This is a genomic window from Microbulbifer variabilis (genome assembly GCF_023716485.1).
Lineage (GTDB): Bacteria > Pseudomonadota > Gammaproteobacteria > Pseudomonadales > Cellvibrionaceae > Microbulbifer > Microbulbifer variabilis_B.
This window is the reverse complement of record NZ_CP092418.1, coordinates 4,672,713-4,694,758: the sequence shown is the minus strand read 5'-3', so window position 1 is coordinate 4,694,758 and position 22,046 is coordinate 4,672,713. Positions and strand designations below refer to the sequence as shown.

The window sequence follows — 22,046 nt, the reverse complement described above, 5'->3', positions numbered from 1 at the left end:
GAATGCGCGCTAATTAAAATTTGACCAGTATCGGTCACAGAATGGGGTAGAGGGTGCCTGTGAAAGTGTCGAGCAAGAACAAGCTTTTATTTACCGTTTTGGCTATCGGGGCGGCCGCCATTACTGCGGTGGTGTTATTGAAGCCCAAGCCGGAAGAAAAACCACCGGAGGTGGTGGTACCGCCGGTGGCGGATGTCCTGTATGCGGAGCCGGGGCGCCAGACTTTGTTGGTACCGAGCCAGGGCACCGTGCATGCTCGCCATGAAATTGAGGTGGTGGCCCGTGTCGGCGGTGTGATTGAAGGTGTGGGCGAGGCCTTTGTGCCCGGCGGCTTCTTTGCCGAGGGGGAATCATTGCTGCAGCTCGAGCAAGCCGACTACATCTATAAAGTGACACGTGCCGAATCACAGCTGGCCGATGCCAAGTCCGCCCTGGCTCAAGAGCAGGGTCGCGCCAAGCAGGCCAAGCGCGAGTGGCGCAATCTGGGCAGCGAAGCTGCCAACGCCCTGTTTCTGCGCAAGCCACACCTTGAAGCCGCCGAGGCCGCAGTGGCCGCCGCGCGAGCGGATCGCGACCAAGCCAAACTCGATCTGGCGCGCACCGCAGTGAAAACGCCGTTTGCCGGGCGCGTGGTGGAGACTTATGTCGATCTGGGCCAGTACATCACCCCCGGTACGCCTCTGGCAAAAATCCACAGCACCGGCATCGCCGAAGTGCGCCTGCCTCTGACCGATCAACAGCTGGCGCTGCTCGATCTGCCCCTGGGTAAATCCTTTGAGCATGGCCCCGAAGTACGCCTGCGGGCGATGGTAGCTGGGCTTGAGCGCGAGTGGCGTGCCCAGCTGGTGCGCACCGAGGCCAGCATCGACACCAATAGTCGTTTTATTTATGCCGTGGCTCAGGTACAGAATCCCTATGAGGGCGATGTTCCGCTGATGAACGGCCTGTTTGTGGAGGCCGATATTGCCGGTCGCACTCTGGATCGCATAGTGGTATTGCCACGCCAGGCCCTGCACGAAGGCGATCACCTGCTGGTGTTGGATGAAGAGAGCAAGCTGGTTTTCAAAACTGTGGAGCTGTTGCAGAGCATCGGTGATCAGGTGTGGTTGCGCGGTGATATCGCCGTTGGTGATCGCGTTGTGGTTTCCAGCCTGGGTTACTCCCGCGAGGGCATGGCGCTTACCGCTAATCCGCTCAATGAAAAGCCCGCCGGTTTGATCGACAGTGTTAAGAGCGATGCCGAAACCGATTCAAGTACCACCGGTGAGACCGCAGCCACGAATAGCGCTGCCCACGGAGGCCACTGATGAACGGCATTATTTCCTGGTTCGCGCGCAACAGTAAGGCCGCCAACCTGTTGATGATTATGATCATCATCGGCGGCTTCTTCGGAATCAGTGGGATTGATCGCGAGGTATTTCCGGCGATTCAGCCCGGTATTGTCGAGGTAGAAATCTCCTATCCCGGTGCCGGCCCGGCGGAAGTCGAGCAGCAGGTGACCGTGCGTGTGGAGGAGGCTATCTCTGAGGTGAAGGGCATCAAGGAGGTGAACTCCGCCTCTCGCCGCAGCCACTCCTCTATCGAAGTTCAAGCGGTGGATGGCTACGATGAGCTGCGCTTGCTCAACGATATCAAGGTGCAGGTGGATAGTATTAACACCTTCCCCGAGGGTATCGAGCGCCCGGTGATTCGCCTGCAGGAGTGGGATACCCAGCTGATGATGATCGCCATTGGCGGTCCGGTTTCCGAGCGTCAGCTCAAGGAGACCGCGCTGGACTTGCGCGACAAACTCACACTGATTCCCGGTGTACGCCGTGTGGATATCTGGGGCGAGCGCCCGGATGAGCTGTCCATCGAGGTTTCCGAGCTGGACCTGCGCCGCTACAACCTGAGCTTCAATGACGTAGCCAACGCGGTGCGCCGCTCCTCCCTCGATCTGCCAGCGGGTATGGTGCGTTCGGATCGCGGTGATATCCAGGTGCAGACCCGTGGTCAGGCCTATACCGCCGAAGACTTCGAGCGTATTCCGGTAGTCAGCCGTGCCGATGGCTCTGTACTGCTGCTGCGCGATGTGGCCACCGTGCGCGATGGCTTCGAGGAGTACAACAACGTCATTCTCTTTAACGGCAATCCGGCTATGAACCTGCGTGTGGTTCAGGGGGAGCCGCTGGATGTGGTGGCCACCGCCGAGCGTATCAAGGCGTTTATGGCGGAGGCGCGCACCCAGTTGCCGCCGGGTATGGAATTCGACGTCTGGTTCGACTTCTCCAAAGCTTTTGAAGGCCGCATGAACCTGTTGACCACCAACGCCTTAAGCGGCTTCGCCATGGTCTTTATCATGTTGATGCTGTTCCTGCGCCCGGCGCTGGCGATGTGGGTAACGGTGGGCATTATTGTGGCCTTCCTCGGTGCTTTCTGGTTGCTGCCGATTACCGGGGTCAGCCTGAATATGCTGTCGCTGTTCGCCTTCCTGCTGATTCTCGGGATTGTGGTGGACGATGCGATTATTGTGGGGGAAGCGGTGCATGCGGCCCACGACCGCGGTGTGACCGGTCTGGCCGCTGCGGAAGAGGGTGTGAAGCAGGTCTCCGCGCCGGTGATCTTCGCCGTGACCTCCACCATGGTGTTCTTTATCCCCATGTTGTTCCTGCCCGGTTATACCGCGCAGATGATGCTGGCACTGCCGGTGGTGGTGCTCTTGTGTCTGGTGTTCTCCCTGGTGGAGTCTCTGCTGATTCTGCCGGCGCACCTGGTGGGCATGAAACCGGAGCAACCCGCCAAATCCGCCATGGGCATCAAGTTGCAGAAGCTGCGCGGCCGCTTCGCCGGGGCCATGAAGACCGCCGGTGACAAGTACTACTTGCCGCTGCTTAAGAAGTCCCTTGGCAACAGCCGCACCACGGTGATGGTCTTTTTCATGGCGCTGGTACTTTCCATCAGTGTCTTTACCAGTGGTTATGTGGGTTCTTCCTTCTCGCCGCAGGTACCGTCGGATCTGTTGGAATTGCGCGCCAGCATGGCCGATGGCGAGCCTTTCCATGAGGCCGAGCGCGTGATGAATCAGGTGCTGGAGGCCGCAGATAAGCTCGCTACCGATGAGGAGATGCTGAAGCTCAACGATGGCGAGCCCTTCGTGATGAACTCCATGGTGTTCAACTGGCGCGGCAATATCTTTGTGATCTTGCAGCTCACCGACGGAGAGATGCGTGATGTGACTTCCAAAACCCTGTCGCTGCGCTGGCGCGAGCTGATTGGTGAAATGCCGGCCAGTGTTGAAGACCTCAATATTGATGCCACTATCAACGATGGCGGCAACGGTATGAGTCTGAACCTGAGTACCGCTTCCGGGGACATGGACGAATTGCGCGCGGCCGCTGATGCGGTTAAGAAGAAGATGAACAGCTACGCCGGTGTTTACGATGTGCGTGACAATCTCACCAGTGCGCGTCGCGATATCGAAATCCAGCTGAGGCCCCACGCCACCACCATGGGTATCAATCTGGCGGATGTGGCCAGACAGGTGCGCCAGGGTTTCTACGGTGAAGAAGTACAGCGTATTCCCCGCGGTCGTGAGGACGTTAGGGTGATGGTGCGCTACCCGCAGGAAGAGCGCGCCAGCGAAGAGCAGATGGATCGCGTGCGTATTCGTACGGCAGAAGGTGAGGTGCCCTTCTCTGCGGTAGCCGAGGCGGTCTATGTGCCCGGTTACACCACCATCCGCCGCAACAACCGCGAGCGCACCGTGCGAGTGTTTGCCGAGCTAACGCCGAACACCTCCACTGCGCAGGAAATTCTCAAGGATATGCGCGAGACTCTGGTACCTGAGCTGGAGCGCCAGTTCCCCGGTTTCTCCCTGAGAACCGCCGGTGAAATGCAGGAGGAGGAGGAGTTCAACGGTGCGATCCTGGCGTTCTTCGTGCTGTCTCTGTTCGCCATTTACGCCCTGCTGGCCATCGCTTTCCGCTCTTACTCGCAGCCGCTGTTGATCCTCACCGCAGTACCGTTCGGCTTCTTCGGTGCGGTAGTAGGCCACCTGTTGATGGGTCACGATATCAGCATCATGTCCATGCTCGGCTTCCTCGCCGCAGCGGGGGTTGTGGTGAACGATAACCTGGTATTGATGGATCGCATCAACCAGCTGCGCGCCCAGGGTTGGGCGGTGATGGATGCGGTGGTACAGGCGGGCCGGGATCGTTTCCGCCCGATTATCCTGACCTCGATCACTACCTTTATCGGTCTGGTACCGATTATGTTCGAGCGTTCAATCCAGGCCCAGTTCCTGATCCCGATGGTGATCAGTCTCGCCTTCGGCGTCCTGTTTGCCACTGCGGTAACCCTGGTATTGGTGCCGAACCTGTACAAGGTGATCGAAGTACTGCGTCCGAAAAGCAAGCGCCAGGAGCAAACTGATACCCCGGTGTCTCTGGAAACAGCCTGATCGCGATTTTCACGCCAGGCAATGGCGGGGGCTCTCCGCCATTGCCTGGTCTGCGCATTAGTGCCTAAACTACCCGCCTGCAAAATGCCGACATCTCTGTCGGCTTTTTTATAGTGCTTTACAGGATCTTTACCCATGCGCATTCCGCGTATCTTCTCCCAGCAGGCCCTGGCCTGTGTTTCGCAAATCGAGTTGGATGAGGGCGCCTCCCGGCACCTGGTAAAAGTCCTGCGCCTCGGCGCCGGCCACCCTATTACTCTTTTCGATGGTTTGGGCGGCGAGTACAGCGCAGAGTTGCTGACAGCAGGTAAGCGTGCGCAAGTGGGTGTTGGTGCGTTTCGCGAAGACAATCGCCAGTCCCCTCTGGCGTTAACCCTGGCTATTGGCATTTCCCGTGGTGACCGATTCGACTGGGTGATACAGAAGGCTACCGAGCTGGGGGTGGCGGCTATCCAGCCGCTGTTCAGCGAGCGCTGCGAGGTCAAACTTTCCGGCGAACGCCTGCAAAAAAAGCTCGGCCACTGGCGCCAGATTGCCATCAGCGCCTGTGAACAGTGTGAGCGCAATCTATTGCCGAAAATTGCCGAGCCGGTAAAGCTACCGCACTATCTGCAGATCTCAGTACAACAGGGTGCACCGCAAACCAAGCTGGTATTACACCACCGCACCGAGCTGGATCTGCGTCGCTGGGAAGCGGACAATGGCAAGCCGGATTCGGCCCTGTTGATGGTGGGGCCAGAGGGTGGATTGTCCCAGGCGGAGATTGATCTGGCCTTGGGCCACGGCTTTATGCCACTGCGCTTGGGACCGAGGGTTATGCGCACCGAAACCGCGCCTATCGCCGCACTGTCTGTATTACAGTTCCAATGGGGTGACCTGTAGGAGCCGACGCAAGCCAAAATTGGATAGGATGAAAACCAGGAAGGGAAACTATGATTCGAGTGATTGTAGGGTTATTGGGTATCGCCATTGTCTTGTTGTCACTGGCGGTTATTGCCAAGCCCAAGTTGGCGCAAACCATCAGTGAGCGACTCAGCGAAACGGGCTATTTCTTTTCCGCCTGGCTGCGCATCTTTATCGGTCTCTTCCTGTTGTTGATCGCTGACACGCGCCACTGGTATATCCTCTTCAACGCCCTGGGCGTATTGGTGCTGCTAAGTGGCGCCTATATGCTGCAAATGGGTTTTGAGCGCGGCAAGGCGCTGGCGATCAAAATCTCCCAGGGCAATGAAAACTTCCTGCGTATCAGCGGCATACTCGGTGTGGTTATCGGTATTATGCTGCTTTCAGCGCGCTGATTTTACGGGGTCCCATGTCTTCCATAGATTTGATCATTTTTGATTGCGACGGTGTGTTGGTGGATAGTGAGAGTATCGTCTGCCGCATACTCGCCGAAGAAATGAATAAGTTGGGTATGGCCACCACTGCGGAGGAGCTGGATGAGCAATTCAGCGGCCGGCCCGCCAGGGATTGCCTACTGGAAATCGAGAAGCGTTTCGGCGGCCCCCTGCCAGACAATTATTTTGGCAATACCGAGCGCCGTATTCGCGAAGCATTCCACGCCGAGTTGGAACCCGTAGTCGGTATTGAGGGCTTGCTCGATCACTTACAGCAGATCGGCATGCGCAGTTGCGTGGCCTCATCGGGTTCTCACCAGAAAATGCATCTCACCTTAAATAAAACAGGTCTCTACGACTACTTCGACGGCAGGATCTACAGTGCTGAGGATGTTTCCCGCGGTAAACCTTGGCCGGAGCTGTTCCTGCATGCGGCCACCAGTATGGGGGTGGAGCCGGGGCGTTGTCTGGTCGTGGAGGATTCTAACGCTGGCGTGGAAGCTGCGGTAGCCGCTGGCATGCGCGTGGTCGGTTACAGTACCCATAAGCAGAGAGCGCCACAGCTGGAGCAGCGCGGTGCCCGGGTAGTTAGCGATATGATGTCGGTGTTGAACTTCCTCTAACGGCTAGATATCTCCTCCCGCCGGCAGCTTGTTCTACACTGAATTTGACGTCTGCAAACCGGAAGTTTTGTCTATGGCGGGCAAGCCTTTATTCGTCTGCTATCTCGCCCTGCTGGTGCTATTACTTGCCGGCTGCCCCACCCCCGATCCCAACAGGAAATACGCCCTTGAGCCTCAGTCTGCGGTGCAGTCCGGAGACAGCGAGAAAGAGGCGCGGCAGGCGGCTCCCTTTGCCGATGATTTAGTGCGCTTTTTACGCGGAAATTCCCGTAAAGATGGGGATACTTTTAGATTGCGCCTGGAGTTTGACCCCGGTGGCTTTGCGCCGCGTATGGACAGCATCGCCGATCTAGAGGCGTTATTGGTGATCATGCGCGATTTCCCCGAGATGCGAATTACGATTGAGGGGCACACGGATAATGACGGCGACCCAAAGAAAAACCTGCACCTGTCTCAGTGGCGAGCAGACTGGGTGCGCAATTTCCTGATCGAGCGCGGTGTAGACGGTGAGCGTATGCGGGCCCAGGGCTATGGTGATACAGACCCTATCGCCGATAATGAAAGCAAGGCCGGGCAGAAAGAAAACCGACGTCTGGTCATCCGCGTCTTAAACTTCGACCGAATGCCCAGTAGATTGCCGCGATTAAATACATCTCCGAGCCCATAAATTTAATAAAAACCCGGCATTGATCGCCGGGTTTTTATTATTACAGTTGCCGAATGAGCGTTATTGCCGACAAATCAGGTGGATGCTTTGCCTAGCGCCTCACCGTTATTTGCCGGTGTTTGAAAAGGCTGCCCACTAATAACCTGGCGCATCAACTTCGCCCCCTGGCGCAAGCCGAGAATACTTTGAGCGGTTAATACCCCCGAGATCATTGCCCCGGCCACGCCGCAACTCATCACATCCTGGCCGGTGAGATAGAGTCCACTGAGTCGAGTCTTGGGTCTCAGCCAACGCTGCTCAAAACGTTTGGGATCGTGGTCGAGGCCATAAATTTCACCGCGAGGATAGAAGCAGAAATAATCTGTCGACAGGGGTGTGGACAATTCGTAGTAATCGATTTGCCCGCGCAGATGGGGGAAATGCTTGTAAAGGTGCTCCAATAAACGCTGGCTGAAGGCCTCTTTCAGGGCTTCATAGTCATCACCGCGCTTGCCCCAGGGTTTGTCATGCCACTGGGCGAACCAATCGTAATTGGCTGGTGCAACGATTTCGATAGTGGCGCGCCCAGGATAGCGCTGGGTAAAGGTGGGGTCCTTGGCCGAGGGGAAAGAGATATAGGCTAGCGGAATATCTTTGTCGCTATCCTGCAGGAAGGCCTGCATATCCTCCTCGTAGTTCTCACTGGTATAGAGCCAGTAATTGGTTTTCGGTAGTTGTAGTTCTTCGGCGGTCTTTTCCAGGCCGATATACAGGCACAGGTGAGACATAGATGGAGTGACGGTTTTCAGGTCGCGCAGGTAGCCGAGGCGCTCACTGGCACTCTGGGGCAGTAATTTTTCGAAAGTATTAAATACACCGGCTCCGGAAATCACCAAGGGCGCCTCGATTTCGGTGCCATCGCTCATGCGCAGGCCGCGAACCTTATTGCCATTTAATAGAATGGTTTCTACCTTGGCATAGGTAAATACATCGCCGCCACTGGCCTGAATTTGCGGAATAATGGTCTCGGAAATCTTGCTGGCACCGCCCACAGGGTAGTAACCGCCATACAAATAATGTTTGGCAATCAGGGCGTGAATAATAAAACTGCTCTGTGCCGGCGCCATGCCGTTGTCGCCCCACTGGCCGGTGAGTACGGAGATCAGCTTCTCGTTACTGGTGATTTCAGCCAACACTTCGCGGGTGGTTTTGTTCAGCCAGGAAGGATCGCGCAGCTTGCGCCACAGTCTCAGGAATGGACCGCACCAGCCGGGAAACAGCTTCTCCATCGCTATGCGTTGCATGGATTTGGCCACCTCGTTGAGGCGGCCCAGATAGCGTTCGATATTCTCCCGCTCGTCGGGAAAATGTTTAACCAGTTCATCGATAAACGTTTGGCGACCGGCGCGCAGGTCAAACTGCTCTTTACCGATACAAATGCGGTCGTAGGTGTCGTCCATCGGCGCCCAATGCAACTTACCCCTGCTGATAAAGTCAAAAATCCTGCGGGTCATGGTTGGGTGCTCGCCCACATCGCCGATGTAGTGCACACCGACATCCCACTCATAACCATTGCGATCGTAGGCATGGGTATAGCCGCCGGCGGTGTAGTGCTGTTCCAGGACCAGTACCTTCTTACCGGTGGCACTCAGCATAGCGGCGGTAGTCAGGCCGCCGATTCCAGAGCCGATTACCAGGGCATCGTAGGGGCCGTTCAAGCGACTGGCACGGTAACGCTGGCCAATACGCAGGCGGCTGGGCTTGGGGGCGCTGCGTTTCTTTTCAGTAGTTTCGGACATGGTGGCCTCATCACTTTTATTTTTATCTCTCAACCATATCGCTCAAATATTGACTATGCAACAAGTTGCATATTTTTGATCTTGCTGGTTGGCTTGTACTTTCAATGAAAAGAGATATACACTTTGTATATGAATGATATATACGGTGTATAAAATGGGTATCGTCAAGATCTCGGATGAACTACACGATGAAATCCGTAAAGCGAGCACAACGCTGGCGCGTTCCATCAACGCCCAGGCCGAGTACTGGATAAAGATCGGTATGCTGGCCGAGCTAAATCCAGAACTCAGTTACAGCCAGTTGTGCAAGAAACTACTGCGCACCGAATCATTTACTCTGGAAGAGCTCACTCGTGAATAACATAAAAATAAAGACCGCCAGGGAACAGACGTTGATGCGTAACTCCGGTGAATTATTGAGCCGGGTGTTCGCCATGCTCGATGGTATTGTGAAGCCGGGTATTACTACCATGGAAATTAACGACCGGGTGGAAACGTTTATTACCCGGGAGTTGCAGGCGCGCCCAGCCAGCAAAGGGCAATACGACTATCCCTACTCTCTCAATACTTCGATTAATGAGGTGGTTTGCCACGGCATGCCACGGGAGGGGCAGGTGTTGCGCGATGGCGATATCGTCAACGTGGATATAACCCTGGAAAAGTCCGGTTATATCGCCGATTCCAGCAAGATGTATATGATCGGTAATGTGACTCCCATTGCCAAAAAACTGGTGCAGTGTTGCTACGATGCCATGTGGGCCGGTATTCACACCGTAAAACCCGGCGCGACTTTTGGTGATGTGGGCCATACGATTCAACAGTATGTTGAAAAGCGCGGGTTCAGTGTGGTGCGTGAATACTGTGGCCATGGTATTGGCCGTGAAATGCATGAAGAACCCCAGGTAATGCACTTTGGCCGAGCGGGCAGCGGAGCTGTTTTACGCGAGGGAATGACATTTACGATTGAGCCCATGATCAATCAGGGTAATCGCAAAACCAAACTCAAAAAAGATGGTTGGACCGTGGTGACCAAAGATGGCAGGCTCTCCGCGCAGTGGGAGCACACAGTGCTGGTTACGGCGAATGGATATGAAGTGCTGACTTTGCGGGAAGAGGAAAAGAAGAGTTAGAGGAGAGGCTAATTTCTTCGCTTTCATAGCACGTAGAAAGTAATTCTCTACGTGCTATGCGCTTGATCTAGCGCTCGGACTCAGGATATCTGTTCTGAACTCACTCCACTGTCAGTGGAAGTTTCCTTTGCTACCCAATCGAGCAATTTTTTAGCGCGTGATCGAACCTTGTGATTGTGGGACCAGGCCAGAGTTTTCTCCAGAAATGGTTTTGCAAGCTTTGGCTTTTTAAGTTTTGCGAGGTGAAAGCCAATAGCGCTATTTATTTCAATACTATTTGGATTCTTCTGATAGGCTGCCATCATGGTTTTCAGTGCGGCAACACTTTCGCCTTTGTACTGCTGAGCCATCCATTTGTACTGGTAAGCCGATAGGGAAGCCGGATTTAGCGCTATAGCCATATCTGCATAATGCACCGTTTTGGTATAGCTCCCCTCATCCCATTGCCGGGATTCAAGCGTATCATGTAAGCTATATAAATGGTAAACAGATAGATTCGTTGCCGCTGTATGATTCAAATCAGATATTTCTGATAATTCCTGAAGTAAAGCCTGTGCCGCAGTCTCCTGCTGATTGTGCATTAATAGATTCGCTTTCAGAGCGATAACTCCTGGTAACTTGGCAGCATCTTTTTTTACTTTATTCAGATAGCTTAACGCCTGATCATATCTTTCAAGGTCAACCGCTCGCTCCGCCAATAATAGGGATTTTTCATTATGGTTCAGTTTGCGCTTTTCGATTTTAAAGACGTTTTTGGTTAGATTAACCTTGTAGCCCGACAGACGCCGTTCTTTTAGGTGGCGAGTTAATGCGATATCTAAATCTTCCTCTCGGATATCATAATGTTGTGTAAAGAGATCTAGTGGATCTCCTCCATTATTGATATCTGCCAGGTAATTTTTGGTTTTTTCATGATATGCATTTTTTCTGGCATCTTCGCTAAAAAATAAATAATGTAATAATAACCATGCACTGGCGTAATACTGGTTAGCATGTTTCCAACCTTTCCTGTTGTAGTTTGGTTGGAGAATTTCCCTGGCTTTCAAAGTGCCTTCTTCCAGAGAGTAAGCTCTCCACTCCGGAACGTTGCCGATGGTGATGGAATCCTGATCAATAGTCGCACTGGCTAATAATTCTGCGAAACCCTCTGAATACCACCTGGGGTAACGCATGGAACCGCGCTCACGCATAAGATGGTGAACATATTCATGAAACATGATTGCTTGGCCGTTCAATATGCCACGTTTGTTTTCCTGGGAAAAAATTAAGGGGCCATCGATGGTATTGATGTAGAAGCCTGCGATACTTCTTTTTCCGGAGAATTTTTCAAATTCTCTAGACTTATTAAAGTGATAGACCCTAAGCCTAGAGTTTTCAGGACGATCTTCCATGCCTGTTACCATAAGTGAGGCGCTGCGAAATTTTTCCAGCTCGCGCAATAAGGCCTCAGTTTTTTTCGATGAAACATCGGAGTAGACGGTAAAGTTAGTGCTTTTATATTCCCGCCAATCTCTTGCGTAGGCTGATACCGTTAAGACGGATAGCAATAGAAAGGATATAAGGCAGTAAACTCTGCTTTTCATGGAATATCTCTAATAAAAGTGCGGAGAGGCTTGAGCCAATTAAAGGGGCGGGATTTTATAGGGGCATATACGTTTAGTACATGCCAAATCATATGGCCATTTGGTATAGGTGTAGTCTACCCTGCTTTTCTTGGCTTGTGGCGACAATATGTTTCTCAGTTTTTGACGTTGGCTTTTACAGTGTCTTTATCTGAGATTAAATTGTTGACGAATATCATGAATCAGTATTTGCCTCGAACTCTTATGCCGCTCATGGGGTGCGAAAAGGCTGCTGGCGCTCTCTAGCAGGTCAACAGCCCTCTGTAATTTTTGTAGGCCTATTCTGCTGAGATTCCCCTCTTTTGTTAACTCCTTGATCACTATAGAGGCCAGCTCTTTACGGGCTATATCCTCGGGGAGTCCGCTTTTGGTGCATAGCCCATAAGTACCATCGATAAAGTGTTTCCATTCGCTTTCGATATGTGTGGTAAGCCCCTTGTTCATTTTTATGTCAGAACAACTATGGCCAATAGACTTTAACTGATAGATTGTATCCGTGTATCTTGTTTTAAATAAATCAAAAATCTGTTTTGGATTATTTTGTAGCCGAAGGTCTTTTAACCAGGATACATAACCTTTGGCGTAGAACTCTCGGTTATGGGATTCATTATGGGTGCCGAAGAATGAATGGCATTGCAGGCCCAGCACCATCGTGTAGGAAGCTTTAGGCATCACAAGGGCATTCTGGTAGCTTACAAACTCTTCCTGCCTTAAACTGCTTAGCGATAGCAGCTCCTCTTTACTATAAAAGTGACTCTGTAAATATTCTATTAATTCCATAAGTACACACCCGAATGTGCCGTTGCGATCAGATTGGCAGTGCAGCTTGACATAAACCTTACGGCAACACTTCGATGGAGGGCGTAGTATATAAGTCGGGCTATAGATTATATGTAGCGAATTTAGGGAAGCTCTAAGTAGCGATTTATTGTTATTAAAGTTCGAGCCGCTTCCCTGCGACTGAATGCTTTATTAAGATTTTTTAAATAAAATTGTTAACCTTGTTAATCAATCCTGAAGAAATAATATATCTGTACGAATAATATATTTTATTCCACGAGTAATTGCCGTTGAGCTGTGGATCCTATGCAAGGGGTGCATACCATGGGGGAAACACAGTACGGATCCAGCGGGGGTTTTTACATCAATATCCATCATGGAGTGCCGGCTGGGCTGTTGGTAGGGGTTATCTGCATTGACACGAAAACGTGTGGCGCCGCCGTCAAAATCTTCACTGAGTAAAACTAGAAAAGTCATTTCGCTAAAACGGTCTGGAAAACCATTAGCGACCAACTGGCCATCTATGATTCGGCTGCCCGGCCAGGCTCCATCGGTGTGAAATTGAAAGTAATCACCTTCGCCATAACGATAAAAGCGAAAACGCTGATTGAGTCCCACTGGCTCCCGCCCTTCAAAGTAGCCATTGGGGTCCTGCATAAAAGCGCTGCACCGCTGCCAGATTAGCCGTTCGGTAGTTTCATCTACTACCCAGGTAAGGCTGTCGTTATGGCGTACCTCCCTGGGCAAAGAAACGGCGGCATCTGGCAGATAACCGATATTTTCAGTGATATCGATGAGGCGCTGGCATTCCTCACTGGAAAATACATTGAGTAATTGAAAAGCGCCGGGCACCTCGGCAATTTCTCTGCGCTGAACCAAAGACGGGGCGTTACCCTTTAGTGAGGCTGGGTTTGCCAGTCGTGCGGCCCAGGTGGGCAGAGCAGGATGCTCCGCACCGGGTTCCCTGGCGATAATAAAGAAATCCTGCTCAAGGCTGTTGTTGGCCTCAGTTGATGGGTTCATCGCAATGTCTTGAGAACTTGGCATAATGACTTCGTCCAAAATATCTGCACTCGAGTTTTTTAATTAATGATTAATAAGGGTGAGCTGGGCAAATTGTCGGTGTCCCTCAGCCCCGCCGTGGTAGCCAAAACCACTCTGTTTGGCACCTACCCATGGTGTTCCACCGGCCCCCTGGTTAATACCAATCATGCCCGCCTGTAGTTGATTCGCGACTTCCTGGACATCTGCTTTGCCAAATACCACGGCGCCCAAGCCGTATACAGAGTCGTTGGCTCTGTGAATCCCCTCTTCAATGGTGCTGAACCGGTCTATTGCGACTACCGGGCCAAAAGTTTCCTCGTCCTCAAGTTGCATACCCGGTTTGATACCACTGATGACCGTGGGAGGAATAAAAGGAAGCTCGGGGGATTTTTCTCCCAGCAAAAGCGTTGCGCCCTTCTCTATGGCGTCATGAATATGCCGAACCACTTTTTGATGCTGACGGGGATTGACCAATGGCCCTATATCGACATCCCCTTCTGGCCAACCACCGGTGCGATAATTTTTTGCAATGGCAACCACCGCTTGTTCAAACGGGTCCGCGATACGCTCGTCTACATAAACACGTTCAGTTGAAGTGCACATTTGTCCGGCATTTTCAAAGCTGGAAGCCACGGCGAATTGTGCGGCGCGGTGAATATCGGCGCTGGCCAAAACCAGCATGGGATCATTGCCGCCCAATTCCATGATCAGGCGCTTTAACTTGGGAGCGGCATTGGCCATGATGGCCTGGCCGGTTGCACGGGAGCCGGTGAAAGCAACCATATTGATGTCCGCTTTGACCAGGGCTTCTCCGGTTTTTCCATCTCCATGGGCAATCTGTAATACTCCGCTGGGCAGCGATTGGTTCAGAGTTTTTACCAGTAGGTCTGCAACCAGAGGGGTTTCTTCGGAGGGTTTTAAAATCACGCTGTTGCCGGCAATCAGTGCCGGTACGATCAGGTTATTGGCCATCGCCAGAGGGTAATTCCAGGGGGAAATAACCGCGACCACGCCCAACGGACGATATTGAATTTCACTATTACCCTGGCGCTGGCTGCGCAGGGCCTCACCGGAATCTCCGGCCAACCAGGGGCCACTGTGGATGGCACCACCCGCCTCGTAGCTGGCCCGCCGCGCATCTTTGCCCATCTCACGGCTGATCAGTTTTGCCAATTTCGCCTGTATGGGTTCAAGCTGCTTATAGGCTTGTTGTACAAGCTGTACACGCTGCTGAATGGATTTTTTGCCCCACTCAACCTGTGCCTGCTTTGCCTGCTGCAGCAATCCTTTTAAATCGTCTTCATAACAAATAGCGACGCTACCGATAACTTCGTTATTTAAAGGATCTGTTGAGTTCAGGGTTTTATTCATGGGGTTTTGATCGATATTTCAATTTAATTAATGTTTAAACAACGCGATAGTGCGAATTTCCAGGCTGGTACGCCGGGGAGCATTTTCGCTTTCCGGTAAGTCGAAGGCGCTATGGGGACTGCCGGTAATCACATCGCTGTGTTCGCTATCAAAAACCCGCAGTAGCAACCCTTCGCCGGGGCGCATACCACTAAACCAAACCCAGCGGTGTTGAGGGTTGGAGCTGATGACAGAAATCTGCCCCTCCCGCTCTGGATAAATCAGGCGCATTTTGTGGAAATCCGCTGCTTCCACGCTGCGCAGATCCGCCATAGCCAGGGGGGACTCTTCAACCCGATGCAGCAGCGGCAGCCACAAGTTCACAAACTTAAACCGGGGAAAATCGTCCGGATTTAAGCCGTATTCCGGTAGCGTCTGCTTGAGCTGGCGCTGGGCAGACCAGGGCGTGTAATCGTTGTGCGCGATTTTTACCGGGGCGCGGCGACTGCGGCTCTGCTCAGCGATGGCGTCTGCTTTAGTCTGAGCGCGCAGCGTGTGATCGAAGGTCACAACCTGGTCCGCCCCCAAATAAGCAGCCAGCCATCGCTCAATCGCCGGATACCACTGAGTACGGATCAAGGTGTCTCGGGATTCTGGCGAAAGCACTGTGCTATTGGCTGAAGGCTTGTTGCTATCCAGCGCTTTTAAAGTGTCATCCAGCTGGTGCAGGTCGATACCGAGGCTGGGCACTACCAGCTCAAACCCCTGTTCGTCCAAACGGAAGGTCTCCCCCGCAGCCTGCAGTTGCCTGCCGTCATGAACTGTCACCAGGTGGGGGATTACCTGATCGATCAGGCTAGCGGGGCCGGGGCCTGTATGGCGTTGGTCGTAGACCAGCTCTGCGCTGGGGTCTGCGTAGTTGATACTTGCCCGCATTAAGCCCGGTGTCGATGATTGCAGAGTCGCGCCTGGCATAGTGGGTTCCTCACTCATGAAGGTCTATGTATCGGCAATGCTAGGCTGGAGCAGATACAATGAAAATCAAGTAACGATTGTGAGTGATACAGGTTTGACTAGGGGCAACAGAGACGATCGCCTGGACCGGCTTGAACTAAAGCAACTGCGGTTGCTGCAGGCAATTCTGCGGGAGTTAAATTTATCCCGGGTGGCCGACCAGCTCGGTGTGACTCAGCAGACCGTGAGTGAACAGCTCAAGCGACTGCGGGAGATCTTTGGTGACCGCTTATTTATTCGGACCAGCAATGGAGTGGTAGCCACTCCCCTGGCAGAACGGCTGGCACCGAGGATCGATAGCGTGTTAAACGAAATCGCCTCACTGTTGCGTGGGCACGAATTTCTGCCGGCCGAGTACACCGGTATTTTTACTATCAGTGCCACCGACTTTGAACAGCGAGTGGTATTGCCGGGGCTGCTGAAAAAACTGCGTGAACAGGCCCCGGGCCTCAAAGTGGTTGTACTCAAGCTGGAAATCGACCGCATGGCGCAGCAGCTGCAAACCGGTGAGGTAGATTTGGTCTTCAGTACACCCGGTTTTGTGCCGGACAACTGCCCGACAATGCTGCTATATCGAGAGCACTATGTTTGCGTGTGCTGCCGCCATGCAAAAATACCCGGCCAGTTAACAGGGGAAACCCTGGCATTGGCACAGTTGGCGGCGCTACCGCAATTGGTGGTGTCTCCCTCCCGCGGAGAACTGCGTGGCATGGCCGATACCTGGTTCGAGGAGTTTGGCCTGCAGCGCAATGTGGTGTTGTCGGTTCCCTCTTTTGCCGCTGCAGCCGAATGTATTGCCTCCACCAATACCGTGGCTTTCCTGCCGTCGCGCCTGTTGCCCGATGAGCGCCTGAGTACCCTGCCGATTGCCGACCAGCCCCCCGGTTTCGATGTGATCGCCGCCTGGCACAGTCGCAGCGGGCAGGATCCGCTGCATAAATGGATCAGGGAGTTATTGGCGCAGCAATTTGCTCCAGCGACGGATCATCAGTAAAAACGCGCAAGAGTATTCTTTAGCGGCCTCGCTATTAGATAAAGCATTGGTGTTGAATGTGGGTAAACAGGCCGTAGTATTTTTAGAGTGGTGAACGATCTACCCCTTGCCCTTTTTCACTAGGGACTCACGGTGTCATCTTTCTGCAACCACTCTTACCAATCATTGCCTGGGATTGCGTGATCGCCCTCACTTGATCTGACTAAAGAGTTTTGCTCTAGAGTTGCAGGATACTGGTGGCTTTCCTTTTGGGTGCCGAGTTAATGAATTTGAATCTGGTAATTCTCGTATGAATTATGGTTCCAATGTTTACCTGTTCAGGATGGTGGAATCCCTGGGCCTGTTGATGCGCACGCGCCTGTGGATGCAAATCCTGTTGGCTATGGTGCTGGGGCTCGGTATTGGGCTGCTGCTGTCGCCGGAAGGGGCTGGGCTGGTCGATGAGAATCTCAGCGTAATATTGGCCAGCTGGTTCAAGCTGCCCGGTGCCCTATTCCTGAATATGATCCAAATGGTGGTGATTCCACTGGTGGTCTCCTCCATTATCCTCGGGCTCTGTGGCAGTGGAAATGTATCCCAGCTCAAGCGGGTTGGCCTGCGTATAGCGCCCTATTTTATTGCCACCACCACAGTAGCGGTGGTTATCGGCATAGTCCTGGCCCAATTTATTCAACCGGGTAACTATATCGATGAGGCCCTGCTCACGGCAGCTACTGAATTACCCGGCAGCCCACCACCACAGATGCTGGAATCCAAGCCGCTACCGGAGCGAATTGCCGAACTGATTCCGGCCAACCTGAATCAGAGCATCGCCATGCGCAATATGCTGCAGCTGGTGGTTTACGCGATTTTCACCGGAGTGGCAGTGATGTTGCTGCCGCAAAAGCAGCGTGAAACTGCAGTCTATGCCTTCGGCATAGTGCAGGAAATCGCCTTGAAAATAGTCGGTTGGGCCATGCTGTTCGCGCCGCTGGCGGTATTCGGATTATTGGCAGATATCGCCATTCGCGTGGGCTTAACGGCGATAGTGGGGATGTCTGTCTATGTAGGCACGGTTATTCTGGGGCTACTAATCCTACTGCTGTTCTACCTGTTGATTGTCGCACTGGCCACGCCAATGCGGCCTTTGAGCTTCCTGCAGCGCATCAGCGGCGTTCAGCTACTGGCCTTTTCCACTTCCAGCTCCGCGGCCGTTATGCCGCTTTCAATGCGCACTGCCGAGACTTCCCTGGGAGTGAAACCTTCCATAGCCAAATTTATTGTGCCCCTTGGCGCTACGGTGAATATGGACGGCACCGCGCTCTATCAGGTGATAGCGGCTGTATTCCTAACTCAGGTTTATGGAATTGATCTCAGTACCGCCCAACTGGTTGGGTTGACGTTAACAACTGTGGGGGCCTCCATCGGCTCGCCCAGTACGCCGGGCGTGGGTATCGTTATTCTCGCGACAATTCTTGCTGGTATTGGTGTTCCTCCTGAGGGCATTGCCTTGATTATTGGTGTAGATAGGATTCTGGATATGTGTCGAACCGCAGTAAATGTCACAGGCGACCTGACTGCTTGTCTGGTGATGGATAAGTTACTGGGGAGCGATAACCTGGAGGAAGTGACCACTCAGGTGGCCTGAATTATGACAATATATGTGGGGAGAATTCCTGGAATGTTATGCAGTGATCTATTGCATTGAGCTGCTTAAAATATAAGCAAAATATTTGATTCTTTTTTATGCTTAGCCAAAAAGTCATCAATACTTTTTAAGAATAGCTTTATGAGCCCTTGGGAAAATGAATTAATTGCTCACTTTATTGGATGTGTTTTAATTAAAGGAAACAAATCACTTGTTAAGCAGAAAACCTTTTTTATTTTTAGGGGGTTGATTGTTTTATATAAGGTATGAGTTTTTCAACGTTGTGTTTAATTATTTTCTTCTTTTAATTTTTCAATAAGTAAGTCTACTCCCTGTTCAATAGCGCTTAATGTTTTTTTAAAGTCACTTAAGCCCCCAAAATAGGGGTCTGGTATGTTTTTTTTTGTTGTGTCTCCAGCAAAGTCTAAGAATAGATACAGTTTTGATTGATATTGGATTGGAGAAAGAGATTTAAGTGATTTTAGCGTCTCATTGTCCATTGCCAATATATAATCAAACCTAGAAAAGTCTCCCTCTCGGACCTGCCTTGCATGGAAATTTCTGAATGAATAGCCGTTATCCTCACCTAGTTTCAACGCTCGCTGGTCGGGCCTTTCGCCAACATGTTGATTAATAATTCCTGCAGAATCTACCAAAAAAGAAAATCCTGCGAGTTGTGCTTTGGTGCGAAAGACTGACTCGGCAAGAGGAGATCGACAGATATTACCTAAGCAGACAAACAATATCGAATAGCGAGGTTTGATATTCAAGTTAAATCCTTTTTAAATTAACCTGTAGTTTTGCAGGGTCTCTAATACAGAATGTCATTTTCTTTTAAGTGCATATCATTTATTGCCGATTCAACGGTTTGATAACTATGGTGAGAGACAGGGCTAAGCCCTTGCATGCCCCTCCAAAAAATGCTTAAAGACTTTCTAATTTCAGGATCTTTGACAACTTCGATAAGCCCTTTTTGTATCAGGTTAAAAGAGATGCTCTCTGGCAAGGGAATTTTATTTATAACTAATGGGTCAGTATAGATTTTCTCTCTATGCAATTGAACTAACTTGTCTTCTGCATCGGCGTACGTTTCACCCAGTGATTTGATTACTGCTTCATGGCCGGTACCTATATCGGCCTCTCCTAAGTATACTGCTTTTGCCGCCAAATTTTGGCACCCGGCGAAAATTGACTTTTTGAAATGCAGAAATGGATGAATATTAAGTCTTTTTAAATGAGCTGCAGGGATTAAGAAGCTGGATGTGGAAAATCTATTTCCATAAGCAATCCTGAATTTTCCTGGATTTTTCTTTAAGTCAGAGAGGGACTTGATGCCGGATTCCTTGTTGACATAAATCTGCGAAAAATAATAGGTGTCTTTTTTGCCATTTGCTGAACGGTATGCAGCACAGGCAGGTATTATATGGTTGTTTTTTTTATGGGCAAAAATATATTCTACAGGCTTCATTAGGGCAATTTGAGAGTGATCATTACACATGTCATCATATTGCTCTAGGACAGTCATGCCATCCCTTACATTAATAAGAACTGTTCCGGTTGAATTTTCTGACAGCCAGACAGCTAATTTTTTTGAAAATAAATTAATGGTTGTGCGTATTTTTGATGGGGAGGAACCCTGATAAAAATCATTATAGTAAGTCAGATTTAAAATAGTCATGTAGGGCCACTTTGAGCTCTATATACCTACTACAAATAGGTGTTGCCTTTTAATTTTTTAATAAGATAAATTTCCTTGTTTGGCGCTTAAAACCCCAGTTGACACATAATTAAAAACCTTTTTTAAGAATAGACTCTTTTAATCGGAGTGGATTTTGTGGTGAGTGAGTAGTTTGAGTTGTAAATATTTATATATGATTTATCTATCAGAGAATAGGTAAGTCTATTGTTGCAAGAGATTTGGATGAACAGTCTCTATGGCTCTCCTATACTCCTATGACATTTAAACATTTACTTAAAATTATGTCTTGCTCTATATTGAGGTAAACAAAATCAATAGATAGTTTTATGTCTGTATTGTCGTGAGATTGCATATATTGAGTGTGCTACGGTTTTTATAGTCAGCTATAAGTTAGCTTTAGTGTGATTCTTGAAGAGTTATTTGTTCTAGTATTTTTATGATATTTAATTTAGCTGCACTGCATAATCATCCACGAGTTATTAAAGTTACATTGCTTTGCGTCACTTTCCTTAACCCAGATATAGAGCCTGCCACAATGTCCCCACATAACCTTAACATCATCGTCGGAATCAAACTGTAGAAGTAATTTCCAGTCATTTAGCTGGTCCCTTAGTTGTTTTGCTTTTTCTGAGGTAAAGCTTTCAGGTTCACCGCAATAGACGCCACCGCTAACCAGCGGACATTCCTCCTCCATGCAGTCATTCTGCACGGGCTTTGGGTAACCTCCCACTTGATGGTAAGGATCATCCCCATAATTATTCGCGATAAATTCATAATAATCGCAGTGATCTTCATCCGATAGCTCTGTGTAAGAAATATCTAGACGATCTAAGTCGGGGTAGCTGGTAAACGTAGAAGGCCTTAAATATTTGATTTCTGAAGCAACAGATTCGGGATCTATATTGAGGGGTAACGGTTGTTCAAAGGGTTCATCGCTACCATTTTCATAGATAACGGCCCATCCGTCCTTATCTTTTTGGGCAAAGCCCCAAGGACACTCTTCAAGGTCATAAAAAATAATAGTCGCCCCTGTTTAGGTAGCCAGTCAATACACTGGTCGGCATTAATTTCAGATAAATCCAGCTGGGCGATAAAGCTTAAAGGTTGATCATTATTTCCTGGCCACTTAATTTACTGACAAACAATGGGAAATCCGCCTAAAAAGCTGTTTGTCTCAGTGGGGGAGCCAAATAAGCGTAAGCATTCATGCCAAAGGCTTTTTCACATCTTCAATCATTACAACATCCCTTTAATTTTGTGACAGAGAGGTAAACTATGTACTTACAATCAGTGTTCTTATTTACTATTAATTAACACTTGTGTATTGAAAGGAAAGAACATACTGATTCGAGATGCGTTGTGATTAGATCTCTGCAAGTTTGAACTCGGCATCCGCGCCTGATTTTTCCCGAGAGCAGCCTATTCTTTCCTTCTGCCTTCTTAGTCTTATGACGAAATCCAATTTAAGCGGTGGGCAATAAGGCCCGTATATCATCAGGTACTGGCATGGATTTTCCAGCCTGCTGGTCTACCCAAACAATCTTAGCTTCACCGGTGGTGTAGAGTTTATCGGTGTTATCCGCATCTCTGATCTCGTAATAGCTATTAAAGCTACTACGCCCTGGATTACCGCCATACATACTAATCGTAATGTTGGCTGGAAATACCAACGGTAAATGAAAATTGGCTGAAGCATTGAGTAATACAGGACCATCCCCTTGATTACTGCTAAGAGCACCCGAGCTATATATCGAGGCTAGCCAGCTACAGCGACACTGCTCAAAGTAGGTGAAATAGGTGGCGTTGTTAATATGGCCAAAGGCGTCCATATCACCCCAGCGTACAGCTAAGGTTTCCTGATATAGAAGGTTGCGGGGGGCTTCGCTCATTGTTATTACACTTAAATCAAAACAGTAAAGCGGTTAATTGTAATGGGCTGACGG

At 50.6% G+C, this 22,046-nt stretch carries 20 protein-coding genes and 1 pseudogene; 10 read left to right on the top strand and 11 right to left on the bottom strand.

The genetic code is table 11. The features are described from left to right. Window positions 1-59: 59 nt before the first annotated feature. The 6 genes from MJO52_RS20510 (at window position 60) to MJO52_RS20485 (ending at window position 7,065) form a co-directional block, all read left to right on the top strand. Window positions 60-1,307 carry an efflux RND transporter periplasmic adaptor subunit gene (locus MJO52_RS20510; protein ID WP_252083811.1) on the top strand — a complete coding sequence of 416 codons (1,248 nt, stop codon included), beginning with the start codon at window positions 60-62 and terminating at the stop codon, window positions 1,305-1,307. After that, complete coding sequence (locus MJO52_RS20505; RefSeq protein ID WP_252083809.1) at window positions 1,307-4,438, top strand: efflux RND transporter permease subunit; 3,132 nt, start codon at window positions 1,307-1,309, stop codon at window positions 4,436-4,438. The genes MJO52_RS20510 and MJO52_RS20505 overlap by 1 nt, the downstream gene beginning before the upstream one ends. A gap of 135 nt (window positions 4,439-4,573) precedes the next feature. After that, window positions 4,574-5,320 (top strand): 16S rRNA (uracil(1498)-N(3))-methyltransferase, encoded by a 747-nt coding sequence (locus tag MJO52_RS20500; RefSeq protein WP_252083807.1) that lies wholly within the window; start codon window positions 4,574-4,576, stop codon window positions 5,318-5,320. Between the two features lie 50 nt (window positions 5,321-5,370). Continuing rightward, a complete protein-coding gene (locus tag MJO52_RS20495; RefSeq protein ID WP_252083806.1) occupies window positions 5,371-5,736 on the top strand; it encodes a hypothetical protein in 366 nt (121 codons plus the stop codon). Window positions 5,737-5,750: 14 nt separating this feature from the next. After that, window positions 5,751-6,398 carry an HAD family hydrolase gene (locus tag MJO52_RS20490; RefSeq protein ID WP_252083804.1) on the top strand — a complete coding sequence of 216 codons (648 nt, stop codon included), beginning with the start codon at window positions 5,751-5,753 and terminating at the stop codon, window positions 6,396-6,398. A gap of 73 nt (window positions 6,399-6,471) precedes the next feature. Then, window positions 6,472-7,065, top strand: coding sequence for an OmpA family protein (locus MJO52_RS20485; RefSeq protein ID WP_252083802.1), 594 nt, complete (start codon window positions 6,472-6,474; stop codon window positions 7,063-7,065). A 74-nt stretch (window positions 7,066-7,139) separates the two neighbouring features. On the opposite strand, the gene MJO52_RS20480 is transcribed toward MJO52_RS20485, so the two are convergent. Next, complete coding sequence (locus MJO52_RS20480; protein ID WP_252083801.1) at window positions 7,140-8,843, bottom strand: phytoene desaturase family protein; 1,704 nt, start codon at window positions 8,841-8,843, stop codon at window positions 7,140-7,142. Window positions 8,844-8,997: 154 nt separating this feature from the next. Between MJO52_RS20480 and MJO52_RS20475 the strand changes: the two genes are divergently transcribed. Both MJO52_RS20475 and map read left to right on the top strand, forming a co-directional pair. Further along, window positions 8,998-9,204, top strand: a complete 207-nt coding sequence (locus MJO52_RS20475) for a ParD-like family protein (RefSeq protein ID WP_152455728.1) — start codon at window positions 8,998-9,000, stop codon at window positions 9,202-9,204. Further along, the gene (gene map / locus MJO52_RS20470; RefSeq protein WP_252083797.1) at window positions 9,197-9,973 is read left to right on the top strand and encodes a type I methionyl aminopeptidase; all 777 of its coding nucleotides are present in this window, start codon (window positions 9,197-9,199) and stop codon (window positions 9,971-9,973) included. Before MJO52_RS20475 ends, map begins: the two co-directional genes overlap by 8 nt. 80 nt (window positions 9,974-10,053) lie before the next feature. Here map and MJO52_RS20465 read toward each other — a convergent pair whose 3' ends face one another. From MJO52_RS20465 to MJO52_RS20445, 5 genes are all read right to left on the bottom strand, one after another. Next, window positions 10,054-11,556, bottom strand: coding sequence for a tetratricopeptide repeat protein (locus MJO52_RS20465; protein WP_252083796.1), 1,503 nt, complete (start codon window positions 11,554-11,556; stop codon window positions 10,054-10,056). A gap of 186 nt (window positions 11,557-11,742) precedes the next feature. Further along, window positions 11,743-12,375 carry a DUF6058 family natural product biosynthesis protein gene (locus tag MJO52_RS20460; RefSeq protein ID WP_252083795.1) on the bottom strand — a complete coding sequence of 211 codons (633 nt, stop codon included), beginning with the start codon at window positions 12,373-12,375 and terminating at the stop codon, window positions 11,743-11,745. Between the two features lie 228 nt (window positions 12,376-12,603). After that, complete coding sequence (locus MJO52_RS20455) at window positions 12,604-13,398, bottom strand: prolyl hydroxylase family protein (RefSeq protein ID WP_252083794.1); 795 nt, start codon at window positions 13,396-13,398, stop codon at window positions 12,604-12,606. Window positions 13,399-13,461: 63 nt separating this feature from the next. After that, entirely contained in the window at window positions 13,462-14,790 is a 1,329-nt protein-coding gene (locus MJO52_RS20450) for an aldehyde dehydrogenase family protein (RefSeq protein WP_252083793.1), read from the bottom strand. A 27-nt stretch (window positions 14,791-14,817) separates the two neighbouring features. After that, complete coding sequence (locus tag MJO52_RS20445) at window positions 14,818-15,744, bottom strand: CmcJ/NvfI family oxidoreductase (protein ID WP_252083792.1); 927 nt, start codon at window positions 15,742-15,744, stop codon at window positions 14,818-14,820. 16 nt (window positions 15,745-15,760) lie between these two features. On the opposite strand from MJO52_RS20445, the gene MJO52_RS20440 reads away from it, so the two are divergent. After that, window positions 15,761-16,777 carry a LysR family transcriptional regulator gene (locus MJO52_RS20440; protein ID WP_252083791.1) on the top strand — a complete coding sequence of 339 codons (1,017 nt, stop codon included), beginning with the start codon at window positions 15,761-15,763 and terminating at the stop codon, window positions 16,775-16,777. A 289-nt stretch (window positions 16,778-17,066) separates the two neighbouring features. After that, window positions 17,067-18,404 carry a dicarboxylate/amino acid:cation symporter gene (locus tag MJO52_RS20435; RefSeq protein WP_252083790.1) on the top strand — a complete coding sequence of 446 codons (1,338 nt, stop codon included), beginning with the start codon at window positions 17,067-17,069 and terminating at the stop codon, window positions 18,402-18,404. A gap of 287 nt (window positions 18,405-18,691) precedes the next feature. On the opposite strand, the gene MJO52_RS20430 is transcribed toward MJO52_RS20435, so the two are convergent. The 5 genes and pseudogenes from MJO52_RS20430 to MJO52_RS20420 all read right to left on the bottom strand — a co-directional run bounded on the left by MJO52_RS20430 (window position 18,692) and on the right by MJO52_RS20420 (window position 21,992). Next, window positions 18,692-19,174, bottom strand: coding sequence for a low molecular weight protein-tyrosine-phosphatase (locus MJO52_RS20430; protein WP_252083789.1), 483 nt, complete (start codon window positions 19,172-19,174; stop codon window positions 18,692-18,694). A gap of 41 nt (window positions 19,175-19,215) precedes the next feature. Next, complete coding sequence (locus MJO52_RS20425) at window positions 19,216-20,082, bottom strand: PhnD/SsuA/transferrin family substrate-binding protein (RefSeq protein WP_252083788.1); 867 nt, start codon at window positions 20,080-20,082, stop codon at window positions 19,216-19,218. Between the two features lie 469 nt (window positions 20,083-20,551). Next, window positions 20,552-21,121, bottom strand: coding sequence for a DUF1963 domain-containing protein (locus MJO52_RS21550; RefSeq protein WP_353505494.1), 570 nt, complete (start codon window positions 21,119-21,121; stop codon window positions 20,552-20,554). 20 nt (window positions 21,122-21,141) lie between these two features. After that, a pseudogene (locus tag MJO52_RS21545) lies at window positions 21,142-21,234 on the bottom strand (hypothetical protein); the annotation flags it as partial. Window positions 21,235-21,566: 332 nt separating this feature from the next. Next, the gene (locus tag MJO52_RS20420; RefSeq protein ID WP_252083787.1) at window positions 21,567-21,992 is read right to left on the bottom strand and encodes an acyl-CoA thioesterase; all 426 of its coding nucleotides are present in this window, start codon (window positions 21,990-21,992) and stop codon (window positions 21,567-21,569) included. Window positions 21,993-22,046: the final 54 nt, after the last annotated feature.

What these genes read in the sequence shown, in the direction of transcription:
- MJO52_RS20420 (WP_252083787.1), bottom strand. Translation starts at nt 21,992, where the DNA reads ATGAGCGAAGCCCCCCGCAACCTTCTATATCAGGAAACCTTAGCTGTA.
- MJO52_RS20505 (WP_252083809.1), top strand. Translation starts at nt 1,307, where the DNA reads ATGAACGGCATTATTTCCTGGTTCGCGCGCAACAGTAAGGCCGCCAAC.
- MJO52_RS20465 (WP_252083796.1), bottom strand. Translation starts at nt 11,556, where the DNA reads ATGAAAAGCAGAGTTTACTGCCTTATATCCTTTCTATTGCTATCCGTC.
- MJO52_RS20455 (WP_252083794.1), bottom strand. Translation starts at nt 13,398, where the DNA reads ATGAACCCATCAACTGAGGCCAACAACAGCCTTGAGCAGGATTTCTTT.
- MJO52_RS20495 (WP_252083806.1), top strand. Translation starts at nt 5,371, where the DNA reads ATGATTCGAGTGATTGTAGGGTTATTGGGTATCGCCATTGTCTTGTTG.
- MJO52_RS20490 (WP_252083804.1), top strand. Translation starts at nt 5,751, where the DNA reads ATGTCTTCCATAGATTTGATCATTTTTGATTGCGACGGTGTGTTGGTG.
- MJO52_RS20480 (WP_252083801.1), bottom strand. Translation starts at nt 8,843, where the DNA reads ATGTCCGAAACTACTGAAAAGAAACGCAGCGCCCCCAAGCCCAGCCGC.
- MJO52_RS20475 (WP_152455728.1), top strand. Translation starts at nt 8,998, where the DNA reads ATGGGTATCGTCAAGATCTCGGATGAACTACACGATGAAATCCGTAAA.
- MJO52_RS20440 (WP_252083791.1), top strand. Translation starts at nt 15,761, where the DNA reads ATGAAGGTCTATGTATCGGCAATGCTAGGCTGGAGCAGATACAATGAA.
- MJO52_RS20500 (WP_252083807.1), top strand. Translation starts at nt 4,574, where the DNA reads ATGCGCATTCCGCGTATCTTCTCCCAGCAGGCCCTGGCCTGTGTTTCG.
- MJO52_RS20450 (WP_252083793.1), bottom strand. Translation starts at nt 14,790, where the DNA reads ATGAATAAAACCCTGAACTCAACAGATCCTTTAAATAACGAAGTTATC.
- MJO52_RS20460 (WP_252083795.1), bottom strand. Translation starts at nt 12,375, where the DNA reads ATGGAATTAATAGAATATTTACAGAGTCACTTTTATAGTAAAGAGGAG.
- MJO52_RS20445 (WP_252083792.1), bottom strand. Translation starts at nt 15,744, where the DNA reads ATGCCAGGCGCGACTCTGCAATCATCGACACCGGGCTTAATGCGGGCA.
- MJO52_RS20485 (WP_252083802.1), top strand. Translation starts at nt 6,472, where the DNA reads ATGGCGGGCAAGCCTTTATTCGTCTGCTATCTCGCCCTGCTGGTGCTA.
- MJO52_RS20425 (WP_252083788.1), bottom strand. Translation starts at nt 20,082, where the DNA reads ATGACTATTTTAAATCTGACTTACTATAATGATTTTTATCAGGGTTCC.
- MJO52_RS20435 (WP_252083790.1), top strand. Translation starts at nt 17,067, where the DNA reads ATGAATTATGGTTCCAATGTTTACCTGTTCAGGATGGTGGAATCCCTG.